Origin of the sequence: Nocardioides aromaticivorans (assembly GCF_013408525.1) — a bacterium.
GTDB lineage: Bacteria > Actinomycetota > Actinomycetes > Propionibacteriales > Nocardioidaceae > Nocardioides > Nocardioides aromaticivorans.
In genome coordinates, this window is the sequence record NZ_JACBZM010000001.1 from 4,087,681 (window position 1) to 4,100,740 (window position 13,060).

The 13,060-nt window shown below is 72.8% G+C and carries 13 protein-coding genes; 11 read left to right on the forward strand and 2 right to left on the reverse strand.

Annotation, left to right across the window (positions count from 1 at the left end):
* Positions 1 to 6: 6 nt before the first annotated feature.
* Genes BJ993_RS19610 through BJ993_RS19630 form a run of 5 tightly spaced genes read left to right on the forward strand, consistent with a single transcriptional unit; the run spans position 7 to position 4,290 of the window.
* The gene (locus BJ993_RS19610; RefSeq protein WP_179650727.1) at positions 7 to 372 is read left to right on the forward strand and encodes a DoxX family protein; all 366 of its coding nucleotides are present in this window, start codon (positions 7 to 9) and stop codon (positions 370 to 372) included.
* A gap of 47 nt (positions 373 to 419) precedes the next feature.
* The gene (locus tag BJ993_RS19615; RefSeq protein ID WP_036542164.1) at positions 420 to 2,189 is read left to right on the forward strand and encodes a proline--tRNA ligase; all 1,770 of its coding nucleotides are present in this window, start codon (positions 420 to 422) and stop codon (positions 2,187 to 2,189) included.
* Positions 2,190 to 2,191: 2 nt separating this feature from the next.
* Complete coding sequence (locus BJ993_RS19620) at positions 2,192 to 3,043, forward strand: methyltransferase domain-containing protein (RefSeq protein ID WP_179650729.1); 852 nt, start codon at positions 2,192 to 2,194, stop codon at positions 3,041 to 3,043.
* Positions 3,040 to 3,570 (forward strand): hypothetical protein, encoded by a 531-nt coding sequence (locus BJ993_RS19625; RefSeq protein ID WP_179650731.1) that lies wholly within the window; start codon positions 3,040 to 3,042, stop codon positions 3,568 to 3,570. Before BJ993_RS19620 ends, BJ993_RS19625 begins: the two co-directional genes overlap by 4 nt.
* A gap of 9 nt (positions 3,571 to 3,579) precedes the next feature.
* The gene (locus BJ993_RS19630; RefSeq protein ID WP_179650733.1) at positions 3,580 to 4,290 is read left to right on the forward strand and encodes an HAD family hydrolase; all 711 of its coding nucleotides are present in this window, start codon (positions 3,580 to 3,582) and stop codon (positions 4,288 to 4,290) included.
* Between the two features lie 333 nt (positions 4,291 to 4,623).
* On the opposite strand, the gene BJ993_RS19635 is transcribed toward BJ993_RS19630, so the two are convergent.
* Entirely contained in the window at positions 4,624 to 5,097 is a 474-nt protein-coding gene (locus BJ993_RS19635) for a ferritin-like domain-containing protein (RefSeq protein ID WP_179650735.1), read from the reverse strand.
* Complete coding sequence (locus BJ993_RS19640; protein WP_179650737.1) at positions 5,094 to 5,597, reverse strand: hypothetical protein; 504 nt, start codon at positions 5,595 to 5,597, stop codon at positions 5,094 to 5,096. The genes BJ993_RS19635 and BJ993_RS19640 overlap by 4 nt, the downstream gene beginning before the upstream one ends.
* Before the next feature lie 76 nt (positions 5,598 to 5,673).
* On the opposite strand from BJ993_RS19640, the gene rimP reads away from it, so the two are divergent.
* The 6 genes from rimP (at position 5,674) to BJ993_RS19670 (ending at position 13,059) form a co-directional block, all read left to right on the forward strand.
* Positions 5,674 to 6,204, forward strand: a complete 531-nt coding sequence (gene rimP / locus BJ993_RS19645) for a ribosome maturation factor RimP (protein WP_036542170.1) — start codon at positions 5,674 to 5,676, stop codon at positions 6,202 to 6,204.
* The gene (nusA, locus tag BJ993_RS19650; protein WP_036542172.1) at positions 6,204 to 7,172 is read left to right on the forward strand and encodes a transcription termination factor NusA; all 969 of its coding nucleotides are present in this window, start codon (positions 6,204 to 6,206) and stop codon (positions 7,170 to 7,172) included. The genes rimP and nusA overlap by 1 nt, the downstream gene beginning before the upstream one ends.
* Positions 7,173 to 7,291: 119 nt before the next feature.
* Positions 7,292 to 7,615 carry a YlxR family protein gene (locus tag BJ993_RS19655; RefSeq protein ID WP_277987708.1) on the forward strand — a complete coding sequence of 108 codons (324 nt, stop codon included), beginning with the start codon at positions 7,292 to 7,294 and terminating at the stop codon, positions 7,613 to 7,615.
* A 97-nt stretch (positions 7,616 to 7,712) separates the two neighbouring features.
* Positions 7,713 to 10,571, forward strand: a complete 2,859-nt coding sequence (gene infB, locus BJ993_RS19660) for a translation initiation factor IF-2 (RefSeq protein ID WP_036542174.1) — start codon at positions 7,713 to 7,715, stop codon at positions 10,569 to 10,571.
* Between the two features lie 85 nt (positions 10,572 to 10,656).
* The gene (gene rbfA, locus BJ993_RS19665; protein ID WP_036542177.1) at positions 10,657 to 11,109 is read left to right on the forward strand and encodes a 30S ribosome-binding factor RbfA; all 453 of its coding nucleotides are present in this window, start codon (positions 10,657 to 10,659) and stop codon (positions 11,107 to 11,109) included.
* A gap of 93 nt (positions 11,110 to 11,202) precedes the next feature.
* Positions 11,203 to 13,059, forward strand: a complete 1,857-nt coding sequence (locus BJ993_RS19670) for a T9SS type B sorting domain-containing protein (protein ID WP_179650739.1) — start codon at positions 11,203 to 11,205, stop codon at positions 13,057 to 13,059.
* Position 13,060: the final 1 nt, after the last annotated feature.

Here is a 13,060-nt window from a genome sequence, read left to right on the forward strand (position 1 = left end):
GGCCCCATGAGCCTGCCCACCGGCGCCAAGGTCGTCACCGGAGCCTTCCTCGTCAGCGGGACCGTCCACCTGGTCAAGCCCGAGGTCTTCGAGCCGCTGATGCCACGCCAGCTGCCCGCCCACCGCGAGATCATCGTGGCCAGCGGGGTGGCCGAGCTGCTCTGCGCGGCCGGGCTGCTCAACCGTCGTACGCGCAAGGTCGCGGGGTACGCCAGCGCGGCCCTGCTCGCCGGCGTCTTCCCGGGCAACGTGCAGATGGCGGTGGACGCGCTCCGCGGCGACAACACGCCGTTGAAGGCCGCGTCGGTCGCCCGGCTCCCGCTGCAGTGGCCGATGATCCGGGCGGCGCTGAAGGCCGCCCGCACCGCCTGAGCGTTACTGGTTGGGCCGCCGTCCCGTCCCGGCCGTAGGCTTCGGCCGTGCTGATGAGGATGTCGACCCTGTTCGTCCGGACCCTGCGTGAGGACCCCTCGGACGCGGAGGTCCCGAGCCACCGGCTGCTCGTGCGCGCGGGCTACATCCGCCGCGCCGCGCCGGGCATCTACACCTGGCTGCCGCTGGGCCTGAAGGTGCTGCGCAAGGTCGAGGGCATCATCCGCGAGGAGATGGACGCGATCGGCGCGCAGGAGGTCAGCTTCCCCGCGCTGCTGCCCCGCGAGCCCTACGAGGCCACCAACCGCTGGACCGAATACGGCGACGGCATCTTCCGGCTCAAGGACCGCAAGGACGCCGACTACCTGCTCGGTCCCACCCACGAGGAGATGTTCACGCTCCTCGTGAAGGACATGTACTCGTCGTACAAGGACCTGCCGCTGAGCCTCTACCAGGTGCAGACGAAGTACCGCGACGAGGCGCGCCCGCGGGCCGGCCTGCTGCGCGGGCGCGAGTTCATCATGAAGGACTCCTACTCCTTCGACGTCGACGACGCGGGCCTCGAGGCGTCGTACGAGAAGCACCGTGACGCCTACGTCCGGATCTTCGACCGGCTCGGCTTCGACTACGTGATCGTGAAGGCGACCGCCGGCGCGATGGGCGGCTCGAAGTCCGAGGAGTTCCTGGCCAACGCTGCCGTCGGCGAGGACACCTACGTGCGCTGCACGAAGTGCGACTACGCCGCCAACGTCGAGGCCGTCGAGGTGCGCGCGCCCGCGCCCGTGGCGTACGACGGCGTGCCCGCCGCGCACGCCGAGGACACCCCCGACACCCCCACGATCGACTCCCTCGTCGACCACCTCAACGCGGCCTTCCCGCGTGAGGACCGGCCGTGGACGGCCGGCGACACCCTCAAGAACGTCCTGGTCGTTCTCAAGCACCCCGACGGCAGCCGCGAGCCGCTCGCGATCGGCCTGCCCGGCGACCGCGAGGTCGACCAGAAGCGCCTCGAGGGCCAGTTGGAGCCGATCGAGGTCGAGGCGATGGACGAGGCCGAGTTCGCGAAGCACCCCGCGCTGGTCAAGGGCTACATCGGTCCCGGCGTGCTGGGGGAGGAGGGCAAGAGCGGCATCCGCTACCTGCTCGACCCCCGCGTCGGCGAGGGCACCCGCTGGGTGACCGGCGCCGACGAGCCCGGCCGCCACGTCATCGACCTCGTCGCCGGCCGCGACTTCACCGGCGACGGCACGATCGAGGCCGCCGAGGTGCGCGACGGCGACCCCTGCCCCAACTGCGACGGCGGCACGCTCGAGTCGGCCCGCGGCATCGAGATGGGCCACGTCTTCCAGCTCGGCCGCAAGTACGCCGAGGCGCTCGACCTCAAGGTCCTCGACGAGAACGGCAAGCTCGTCACCGTCACGATGGGCTCCTACGGCGTGGGTGTCTCGCGTGCCGTCGCCGCGATCGCGGAGGACACCCTCGACGAGATCGGCCTGTGCTGGCCGCGCGAGATCACGCCGGCCGACGTGCACGTCGTGGCCGCCGGCAAGGACCAGGCCGTGTTCGACGCAGCCGAGTCCCTCGTGGCCGGGCTCGTCGACGCCGGTGTCGACGTCCTGTACGACGACCGCGCGGGCAAGATCAGCCCCGGCGTGAAGTTCAAGGACGCCGAGCTGATCGGCGTCCCGACCATCGTCACGGTCGGCCGGGGCGTGGCCGACGGCCTGATCGAGGTCAAGGACCGCCGGACGGGCGAGAAGCAGGAGATCGCGCTCGACGGTGCGGTCGAGGCGATCCGCGCGATCATCACGGCCTGACGATGACGGCGCCCGGACCGGTCGAGATCACCGACCTGGTCCGGGGCTGGCTGCCCGACGGCGGCCGTGAGCCCATCCGCCGCGACGACGTCGTCGGGGCGCTGCTCGAGCGGGGGCAGCGCCGCGGCGCGCGGATCGCAGCCGCCCTGCCCGCCTCCGACGACGGGCTCCTCGACCTCGCCGTCGTCGACGCGCTCGTGCTGCGGGTGCACGCGGAGCTCCAGCGGTTCACCGAGGAGCTCAGCCAGGGCCGTCGTACGGCGGCCCGGCTCCGGCCCCTGCTCGACGGGCTCGGTCCCGGGCCGGTCCGCGTGGTCGACGTCGGCTGCGGCCTCGGGCACGTCATCCGCTGGCTCGCCGCGACCGGCGCCCTCGGCCCCGACGTCGAGCTGGTCGGCATCGACCTCGACCGCACCCTCGTCGCCTCGGCCGCGGCGCTCGCCGCCGAGGAGGACCTGCCCTGCCGGTTCCTGGCCGCCGACGCCTTCGCCCCCGACGGCGTCATCACGGACCCGGACCGGACCGTGGTCATCTCCTCGGGCCTGCTCCACCACCTGCGTGGCGACGACCTGGCGGACTTCTTCGCCGCCCAGACCCGCCTCGGCGTGGCCGCGTTCGTGCACTGGGACCCGGTGCCCGGGCCGTGGCCCGTGCTCGGCGCGTGGGTCTTCCACCGGGCCCGGATGCGCGAGCCGCTGTCGCGCCACGACGGGCTGCTGTCCGTGCGCCGCTCGCACCGCGCCCCCGAGCTCCTGGCCGCCGCGCGGCACCCGGACTACGACGTCACCTGCACCGACCCGCGCCGGGCGCTGACCACGCAGGTGGTCCGCCCCGTCGTCGGGGTACGACGATGACGGGGCTCGCCCTCGCGCTGGTGGTCCTCGCCGCGCTCGACGGGATGCTCAGCGGGTTCCGCTCGGCGGCCGGCCGGGACGGCAGGATCCGCACCACGCGGCGGGACGGGATCGCGCAGGCCCGCGGCCTGCTCGTCGTCGCCGTCCTGCTGCTCCCCGCCGCGGCGCTCGGCGCGGCCGGGCTGGCGGGGGAGCGCCACGACGCCTGGCGCCGTGCCGCGGAGGCGCTCGTGGCGTCGTACCTCCCGTTCGGGCTGCTGGTGCTGCTGGCCCTGCTCGCCTACGCGACAGCAGGCTGGGAGCGGCGCTTCCTGGCCAACGCGGCGATCCTCGGGCCCGGCACGTTCCTGCGCCCCGCCGTCGCGGTGCTGGGTGGTGCCTGGGCGATCACCCGGGCCGACGACCCGCAGGTGAGCCTCGGCGTGGTCGCGGCCGTGGCGGCCGTGCTGGCGGTCGAGCCGGTCTGCGGCCGGCTCTGGTACGACCGGCTCACCCCGCCTCCCGGCGCTGTCGGCACGGTCTCCTAGGGTCGGCGCATGGCGATCGAGGCGGTCATCTTCGACTGGGGCGGCACGCTCACCGCGTGGCACGACATCGACTTCCACGCGGAATCCCTGGCCCTGGCGCAGGCGGTGCTCGCCACCACCGACACCAGCGACGACCACCACGCACACGCCGCGCGGCTGCACAACGCGGGCAGCGTGATCTGGGGCCGCAGCCGCGACCACCAGCAGAGCGCGACCATCGCCGACCTGTTCACCGAGGCCGGACTGGACCATGATCCCGACCTCCTGGAGGCCTACTACGCGTTCTGGGAGCCGCACACCCTGACCGACCCGGAGGTCGTGCCGCTGTTCACGTGGCTGCGGGCCGAGGGCATCCGGGTCGGCGTGCTGTCCAACACGATCTGGCCCCGGTCCTGGCACCGCGGCTTCTTCGAGCGCGACGGTGTCCTTGACCTCATCGACGGCGACGTCTACACGAGCGAGGTCCCGTGGACCAAGCCGTCACCCGACGCGTTCCGCGCCGCGATGGACGCCGTGGGGGTGAGCGACCCCGCCGCCTGCGTGTACGTCGGCGACCGGCTCTTCGACGACGTCTGGGGCGCCCACAACGCCGGGATGCGGGCGATCCACGTCCCGCACAGCGACATCCCGGTCGACCAGGTCGGCCACACCGAGGGCGAGCCCGACGCGGTCGCCCACCGGCTCGCGGACATCCCCGGCCTGATCACCCCCTGGCGCTGACCCCGCCACGTCCCGATGGCGGCTCGGCCGGGCGGGGTGAGGCGGCCCTGACTGCAGGTTTGTGCAGTGCATGTTTATGAGGATCGCTTTCCGCACACCCGGGCGACGTTCTGTTGCATGATTGTGCACAGGTGATCGGTGAGCCCCACCTCTCCCGTCACTCAATATGACCGTTGTCCCCGGTCACCAGTGGTTCGCGGCCCCGTCTTCGGGGGACGTCTCGGGAGTTCCCCGGAGCGCGGAGGCCGCGAACCACTGGCGTTTTTACCGCCCGGCAACGATCAGGGGAAGGTCGCTCGCCCCACCTGACCGGCGGCGAGGACGGTCGGGGCCTCAGAGCCCCGGGAACGTCTCCGGCCTGCCGCCGAAGCCCAGCCCGCGCACCGCGGCATCGAGCAGGGCCGTCACCGCCCAGGCCCGCGTGGCGCCCGTGCTGCTCGCGACCAGGTAGGCGTAGGTCGAGGCGGCGTCCTGCTCCAGGCGCAGCGCCCGTGCGGTGAGGGCCGCGGGGGTGCCCAGGTCCGCGGGCAGCTGGTAGCCCGGCTCGGCCGCGACCGGCTCCCCGCCTGCGGCCCGGACCAGGCCGATGAGCTCGTCGCGACGGGTGCGGTGCAGGCGGTAGGCCGCCGTGATCCGGCCGTAGAGACCGGGCTGGGCCGACTGGGAGGCCTGGCCACCCAGGGCGGCGTACACGAAGACGGCGGCGTGCTCGGCCGCGAGCGTCGCCTGCAAGGCCTCCGTGGCGCTGTCGGGAACCGCGCCCGGGGTCGCGGGGGAGGAGGTCGGCGTGGAGGTGGTGTCGCTCATGCCAGCACCGCCCGCTGCTGGGCGACCGCGGCCGCCATCGACGCCAGCACCTGCGCCAGCGCGCCGCTCTCGGCCTGCCCGGCCGCCCGGACCAGCCGGTCCTGCAGCCGCGTCTCGGCCTGGGCCAGCCGGCGCAGGGCCGCGGCGCGACCCGCGGGTACGGCGGGCGCGTCGGCCTGCTCCGCGCCGCCGAGCTCGGTCGCGTGCGCGTCGTGCAGGCGGGCCAGGCGGGTGGCGACGCCCGCGAGGGCCGGGACCGTCGTACCGACCGCCGTGGCGAGCGCGCCCGTGGCCGTGACCGCGTCGAGGACGCTCGCCACCAGGTCGCTGTCGGCGTCGACCGCGGGTGCCGTCGGGCTCACGGCGCCCGACACGCCCGGGCTCTCGTCGTCGTCGAGCAGGCCGTCGACGGCGTCGCAACCGACCAGCGCCAGCGCCGTTCCGGCGAGACCGCCGGCCATCAGTGCGCGGCGGGAGAGCGGTGTCGGTCGTGCGGGCACCGGGGAACCCTATCCGCACCCGCGGATCGTCTAGAGTTGCCGGGCACAGCCACAACAGGACACGGGAGGACTCGTCATGGGTTCGGGCCAGGGCGCGCAGCGCGCGACAGCCGAGCGGATCGAGCAGGTTCTCACCGGACCGCTCGCCGAGCTGGGCCTCGACGTCGAAGCGGTCGAGATCACTCCGGCAGGCAAGCGGCGGGTGCTGCGGGTCGCGCTCGACACCGACGGCGGGCCCACGCTCGACGACGTCGCCGCCGCGACGAAGGTGATCGACCGGGTCCTGGAGTCCGACGGCCCCGACGGGGCCGGCGACGTGATGGGCGAGCTGCCGTACACGCTGGAGGTCACCTCCCGCGGGGTCGACCGGCCGCTGACCCTCCCGCGGCACTGGCGGCGCAACGAGACCCGGCTGGTCAAGGTCACCCTGGCCGACGACTCGACGGTGACCGGCCGGATCGGCGCCTCGGACGACGACGGCGTGACCGTCGCCGTCGACGGCGCCGAGCGGCGGATCCCGTACGCGGACGTGCGCAAGGCGCTGGTCCAGATCGAGTTCAACCGCAAGACCCGTGACGACGAGAACGACGAGAAGGACGCCGACTGATGGACATCGACCTCAGCATCCTGCGGACGCTGGAGCGCGAGAAGGAGATCAAGTTCGACGTACTCGTCGAGGCGATCGAGCAGGCCCTCCTGACGGCCTACCACAAGACCGAGGGCTCGCAGGCCCAGGCGCGGGTCGAGCTCGACCGCAAGACCGGTCACGTCAGCGTGCTCGCCGCGGAGCTCGACGGCGAGGGCAACAAGGTCGGCGAGTACGACGACACGCCGGCCGACTTCGGTCGCATCGCCGCCACGACGGCGAAGCAGATCATGCTGCAGCGGCTGCGCGACGCCGAGGACGAGATCAGGTTCGGCGAGTTCTCCGGCAAGGAGGGCGACATCGTCTCGGGCATCATCCAGCAGGGCCGCAACCCCGACGACGTGCTCGTCGACCTCGGCAAGCTCGAGGCGCAGCTGCCGTCGAGCGAGCGGGTGCCGGGCGAGGACTACAGCCACGGCACGCGGATCAAGTGCCTGGTCGTGTCGGTCCGCAAGGGCATGCGCGGCCCGCAGATCACGCTGTCGCGCTCCCACCCGAACCTGGTGAAGAAGCTGTTCGCGCTGGAGGTCCCCGAGATCGCCGACGGCACCGTCGAGATCGCCGCGATCGCCCGCGAGTCGGGTCACCGCACCAAGATCGCGGTCCGCTCCACGGTCTCCGGCGTCAACGCCAAGGGCGCCTGCATCGGCCCGATGGGCCAGCGGGTGCGCAACGTGATGGCCGAGCTGCACGGCGAGAAGATCGACATCGTCGACTGGTCCGACGACCCGGCGACGCTGGTCGCGCACGCGCTCTCGCCGGCCCAGGTCCAGTCGGTCACGGTCGTGGACGCCGCGGCGAAGTCGGCCCGGGTCGTCGTACCGGACTTCCAGCTGTCGCTCGCGATCGGCAAGGAGGGCCAGAACGCCCGCCTGGCCGCTCGACTGACCGGATGGCGCATCGACATCCACTCCGACGAGGAAGCCTGACAGGGCCGGATCGCCGCACAGGCCGTGCCGGTTCGTGATCCTGACCGCAGGAGCGGTAGAGTTGAGCCTCGGTGGCTCGCCGACTGAATTCCCCTGCACGCCCTGACGTCCTCCCCATCGTGGGACCCGTCCGGACCTGCATCGGATGCCGTCAGCGGACTGCCAAACGCGAGTTGTTGCGGGTGACCGCCGGCTCGGGACCCGATGGCCGACCGGCCGTCGTCCCCGATCCCGACGGCACCGCGCCGGGACGTGGAGCGCACCTGCACCCCACCACCGGTTGCTACGACCTCGCGGTGCGGCGGAAAGCCTTCTCCCGCGCGCTCCGGTTCACGCCGGGCGCGGGTGGGCTCTCCACTGCGCCGGTGGGGGAGTACGTCGCCGACCTGGCCGCAACGACCCGGACCGATCCGACCGACAGAAACTGGAGCAACAGCTCATGAGCACTCGATGAGTACCTCGCGATGAGCCAGTTCGTTCTGCACCACCCACCAACGGTCTGAGATCCCGGGAAACCGGGTCCGGGCCAGAAGGAGAATTGTGGCCAAGACCCGAGTTTCCGAACTCGCGAAGCAGTACGGCATCCCCAGCAAGGAAGCGCTGGAGAAGCTGAGCGCGATCGGAGAGTTCGCCAAGACGGCGTCCTCCAGCATCGAGCTCCCCGCCGTGAAGAAGTTCGAGGCGACCTATGGCGCCGAGCTGCTCGCCAAGATGAAGCCTGCCGGCGACGCCGGCACCGCGGAGGCTGCCAAGCCTGCGCCCAAGCCTGCTCCGGCCAAGAAGGCCGCGGCCGCGCCTGCTGCCGAGGCTCCCGCCCCTGTCGCCGAGGCTCCCGCCCCGGCTGCCGAGGCTGCCCCTGCTCCGGCCGCGCCCGCTGCCGACAAGCCGGCGGCTCCGCGCCCCGGTCCGCGTCCCGGCCCGAAGGCCCCCGCGGCCGAGCCGGCGCCCGAGCCCCCGGCCGAGCCCGCCGCTCCTGCCGCTGCCGCTCCGGCTCCGGCTCCGGCGAAGCCGGCCGCGCCCAAGCCGCCGAGCCCCAAGGCCCCGGCCCCGGCTCCGCGCCCGGTCGGCAAGCCCGGCGGCACCCCGCGTCCGGGCAACAACCCGTTCGCGCCCAGCCAGGGCATGGGCCGTCGCCCCGCCCCGCCGCCGCGTGAGGGCGAGGCCGGTCCGGCCGGCCCGCGTCCGCCGGCCGGTGCCGGTGGTCCGCGTCCGGGCATGCCGCGCCCCAACCCGGCGATGATGCCGAAGTCCCCGGCCGCCTTCGGCTCGGGCCCCGGCGGTCGTGGCCCGGGTGGTCCCGGTCGTCCCGGTGGTCCGGGTCGCCCCGGTGCCCCCGGTCGTGCCGGTGCTCCCGGCCGCGGTGGCGCGGGTGCGGGCGCTCCCGGCGGTCGTGGTCCCGGCGGTGGCGGCTTCGGCGGCCCCGGAGGTGGCGGACGTCCCGGTGGCGGTGGCCGTCCCGGCCAGCGTGGCCAGACCCAGGGCGCCTTCGGTCGCCCGGGCGGTCCGGCGCGCCGCGGTCGCAAGTCGAAGCGGGCGCGTCGCCAGGAGTTCGAGGCCATGGAGGCCCCGACGATCGGCGGCATGCGGGTCCGCAAGGGCAACGGCGAGACCGTTCGCCTGGCGCGTGGCTCCTCGCTGACCGACTTCGCCGAGAAGATCGGCGTCGACGCCGCTTCGCTCGTGCAGATGCTCTTCCACCTCGGCGAGATGGTCACGGCCACCCAGTCGGTGGGCGACGAGACCCTCGAGCTGCTCGGTGAGGAGCTCAACTACGTCGTCGAGGTCGTCTCCCCGGAGGACGAGGACCGCGAGCTGCTGGAGTCGTTCGACATCGAGTTCGGTGCCGACGAGGGCAGCGAGGACGACCTGGTCATCCGCCCGCCGGTCGTGACCGTCATGGGTCACGTCGACCACGGAAAGACCAAGCTCCTCGACGCGCTCCGCGACGCCAACGTCGTGGCCGGCGAGGCCGGTGGCATCACCCAGCACATCGGTGCCTACCAGGTCCACACCGAGGTCGACGGCAATGACCGTCGCATCACCTTCATCGACACCCCGGGTCACGAGGCGTTCACCTCGATGCGTGCCCGTGGTGCGCAGGCGACCGACATCGCCGTCCTGGTGGTCGCGGCCGACGACGGCGTCATGCCGCAGACGGTCGAGGCGCTCAACCACGCCCGGGCGGCCAACGTCCCGATCGTGGTGGCGGTCAACAAGATCGACAAGGAGACGGCCGACCCGACCAAGGTCCGCGGCCAGCTCTCCGAGTACGGCCTCGTGCCCGAGGAGTACGGCGGCGACGCGATGTTCGTCGACGTCTCGGCCAAGGCCGGGCTCAACCTCGACAAGCTGCTCGAGGCGATCGTGCTCACCGCCGACGCGTCCCTGGACCTGCGGGCCAACCCGGTCCAGGACGCGCAGGGCCTCGTCATCGAGGCGCACCTCGACCGCGGTCGCGGTCCGGTCGCCACGGTGCTGGTCCAGCGCGGCACGCTGCGCGTCGGTGACTCGATCGTCGCCGGTCCGGCCCACGGCCGCGTCCGCGCGATGCTCGACGAGCACGGCAACGAGCTGACCGAGGCCGACCCGGCCCGGCCCGCGATGGTCCTCGGCCTCTCGTCCGTCCCGGGCGCCGGCCAGAACTTCATCGTGGTCGAGGACGACCGGATGGCGCGCCAGATCGCCGAGAAGCGGGAGGCGCGCGAGCGTGCCGCCCTGCAGGCGAAGCGCCGTGTGCGTCGTACCCTCGAGGACTTCATGGCCTCCATGGAGAAGGGCGAGAGCCAGGAGCTCAACCTCATCCTCAAGGGCGACGTGTCCGGTTCGGTCGAGGCCCTCGAGGACGCCCTCGCGCAGATCGACGTGGGCGAGGAGGTCAGCCTCCGGGTCATCGACCGTGGTGTCGGTGCGATCACCGAGACCAACGTCGACCTGGCCGCCGCCTCCGACGCCATCATCATCGGCTTCAACGTCCGGCCCCAGGGCAAGGCGGGCCAGATGGCGGAGAAGGAAGGCGTCGAGATCCGCTACTACTCGGTCATCTACCAGGCGATCGAGGAGATCGAGGCGGCCCTCAAGGGCATGCTCAAGCCGGAGTACGAGGAGAACACCCTCGGCCAGGCCGAGATCCGTGCGATCTTCCGCTCGTCGAAGATCGGCAACATCGCCGGCTGCATGGTCACCAGCGGTGTCATCCGGCGCAACGCCAAGGTCCGCCTGCTCCGCGACGGCGCCGTCGTCGCGGACAACCTCGACCTCGCCTCGCTCAAGCGGGAGAAGGACGACGCGGCGGAGGTCCGGGAGGGCTTCGAGTGCGGTCTCGTGCTCCGGAACTTCCAGGACATCAAGGAAGGCGACATCGTCGAGGCCTTCGAGATGCGGGAGATCCCGCGGAGCTGACCTGCTCCACCGCACCATCCGAGCTGTGCCGCCCGTCCCGACACCGGGGCGGGCGGCGCGGCCGTTCCAGTGATAGGAAGACCCCATGGCAAGCCCCCGCGTACGCAAGATCGCCGACCGGATCCAGGTGATCGTCGCGGAGATGCTCGAGCGCCGGATCAAGGACCCGCGGCTCGGGTTCGTGACGGTGACCGAGGTTCGGCTCACCGGCGACGCCCAGAACGCCACCATCTACTACACCGTGCTCGGCGAGGACGCCGACCAGCAGGCGACCGCCCAGGCGCTGGAGTCGGCCAAGGGCCTGCTCCGCTCCGAGGTCGGCAAGCAGCTCGGCATGCGGCACGTCCCTTCGCTCGCCTTCGAGTTCGACGGCGTCCCCGAGAGCGCCCGGCACCTCGACGAGGTGCTCGCCCGCGCCCGTGCGGCCGACGCCGCGGTCGCGGCCGCCCGCGAGGGTGCCCAGCCCGCGGGCGAGGCGGACCCGTACAAGAAGCCCCGCGAGGCCGCTCCGGAAGAGGAAGTCGACAGCGACGACTGATCGCACGGTCGTGCCGTTTGGTGACCCTTCGCTGACGTAGGCTCGACGGTGCCCGTCACACCGGGGTGGCGGCGCAGCGGGAGGGACACCGTCATGAGGACATCGATCCAGGGGCTCGTCGTCGCGCTGTGCGCGACCTTCCTGCTGCTGCCGGCGCCGCGCGCCGAAGCGGCAGGAGTGGACGTCGACATCCCGACCGGCACGTGGTCGGGCGTCGAGACGGTGACCTTCACCAGCGCCGACCCGACGGTCCAGTCGTTCGCCGTGCAGATCGGCGGCGCCCCGCACCCCGTGATCCGGGCGGCCAACGCCGTTCCGGGCGAGCCGGTCGAGGTGCAGGTGCCGACGTGGGGCTTCCACGGGCGGTGGAACGTCGCCGCCACCGGCTGCTCGGTCCCCGTGGACCAGCAGTGCAGCCCGAGCGTCCTCTACACCCGCACGTTCGAGCAGGACCCGGCTGACGCCGTGGCGGCCGCCTTCGACCTGCCGGGCGAGCCGGTCTTCCTGCCCGAGGAGGCGGACGACGCCCGCATCACCCTCACCAGTCCCGGTGGCCGGCACTTCCTGGTGACCAGGACCGAGTACGGCGGACGGGAGCTCTCCGACCTCGTCCCGGCCGGCGGCAGCGCGCCGCTCCCACTCGCCGGCACGGGTCCGATCGACATCGAGTCGGTCGCCCGCTGCCCCGAGGGCGTGACGCCCGGCCTGGTCCGCCTCGGCACGTCCTGCGAGGTGTTCCCGATCGGCCGCACCGTCACCGTCGTCGGCAACCTCGGGCTCTCGGTGAGTACCAGCAGCGCCGGAGCGATCATCGACGCGCAGGACGGGACCTCGGTCGACATCCGTGCCCGCGTCGTCGACGGCCTCGCCGCCGAGCTGTCCTACGAGCTGCTCGACTCCGCCGACCGGACCGTCCTCGGCCCGGTGGCCTGGCCCGGGACGGGCGACGTGGCCGTCTTCGACCCCAACGCGCCCGGAGTGGCGCTGGCCGGCGGCGACCACACGCTCGAGGTGACGGCCACGATCACGAAGGGCGACCTGGTCCGGACGGAGACCGCGACGGTCCCGCTGGCGCTGACCACCGACCCGCCGCCGGTGGACCTGCCCTCCTACTGGCTCTCCGGCATCGCTCGCGACGTGCGGGGCGACCGTCCGGCGTCGGTCTCCGTCGGTGGGACGAACGATCCCCGCTACCTCGGCACCCTGCATGTCACTGATGCGGCCGGCAACGAGGTGTGGACCGCCAGGACCGGCCCCGACTGCCGCGGGGACTCGTGCCAGATGGCGCCGGACCCGAACGAGCCCGCCTGGTACGACTTCTCCTGGCCCGGTACGACGACCGCCGGGGCCAGGTTGCGGGCGGGGGAGTACCACGCCGTGATGACCGTGGTGGACGCCTGGGGGCGCACGGTCGAGGTCGCCGACGTCGGCTCGCTGTACATCGACCACCTCGAGACCGTGACGACGACGAAGCGCTACACCCCGGCGAGCACGACCTGGGCCGACAGCATCATCGGACGATGCTCGTCCTCACCGAAGCCGGGGCCGCACGGTTGGGCCGGCTCGGTCGGCGTGCTCTCGCTGAGCAGGTGCCGCAACACCGCTGGGCGCTACGACTGGGCGTTCCGGTCGTTCCTGCTGGAGCACCGCAAGGCGCCGGACCAGCAGCGGCTGATCAGTTACCAGGTCGCCGCGTACGGCGCGCCGGTGCGGCGCGGGATGCGCGGAGGCATCGTGTACGACGCCAGCGGCGGCCGCGGACCGGTGTGGAAGAACGTCGGGACGCTGTCGGGCGGGCTCGGCTGGCACACTGCTGCCCGGGTGGCCGCGCCTCCCGGCAACGAGGGGACCAACTACTTCGCCCTCGTGCAGGCCCGGACGACCAGCGGCAACAAGTGGGACATCAGGTACTGGCGGGTCTCGTGGACCCACCGCGCATGGAGGAGATGAG

Coding starts and splice junctions, on each gene's coding strand:
- BJ993_RS19610 (WP_179650727.1), top strand. CDS start 7: ATGAGCCTGCCCACCGGCGCCAAGGTCGTCACCGGAGCCTTCCTCGTC.
- BJ993_RS19620 (WP_179650729.1), top strand. CDS start 2,192: ATGACGGCGCCCGGACCGGTCGAGATCACCGACCTGGTCCGGGGCTGG.
- BJ993_RS19625 (WP_179650731.1), top strand. CDS start 3,040: ATGACGGGGCTCGCCCTCGCGCTGGTGGTCCTCGCCGCGCTCGACGGG.
- BJ993_RS19630 (WP_179650733.1), top strand. CDS start 3,580: ATGGCGATCGAGGCGGTCATCTTCGACTGGGGCGGCACGCTCACCGCG.
- BJ993_RS19635 (WP_179650735.1), bottom strand. CDS start 5,097: ATGAGCGACACCACCTCCACGCCGACCTCCTCCCCCGCGACCCCGGGC.
- rimP (WP_036542170.1), top strand. CDS start 5,674: ATGGGTTCGGGCCAGGGCGCGCAGCGCGCGACAGCCGAGCGGATCGAG.
- nusA (WP_036542172.1), top strand. CDS start 6,204: ATGGACATCGACCTCAGCATCCTGCGGACGCTGGAGCGCGAGAAGGAG.
- rbfA (WP_036542177.1), top strand. CDS start 10,657: ATGGCAAGCCCCCGCGTACGCAAGATCGCCGACCGGATCCAGGTGATC.
- BJ993_RS19670 (WP_179650739.1), top strand. CDS start 11,203: ATGAGGACATCGATCCAGGGGCTCGTCGTCGCGCTGTGCGCGACCTTC.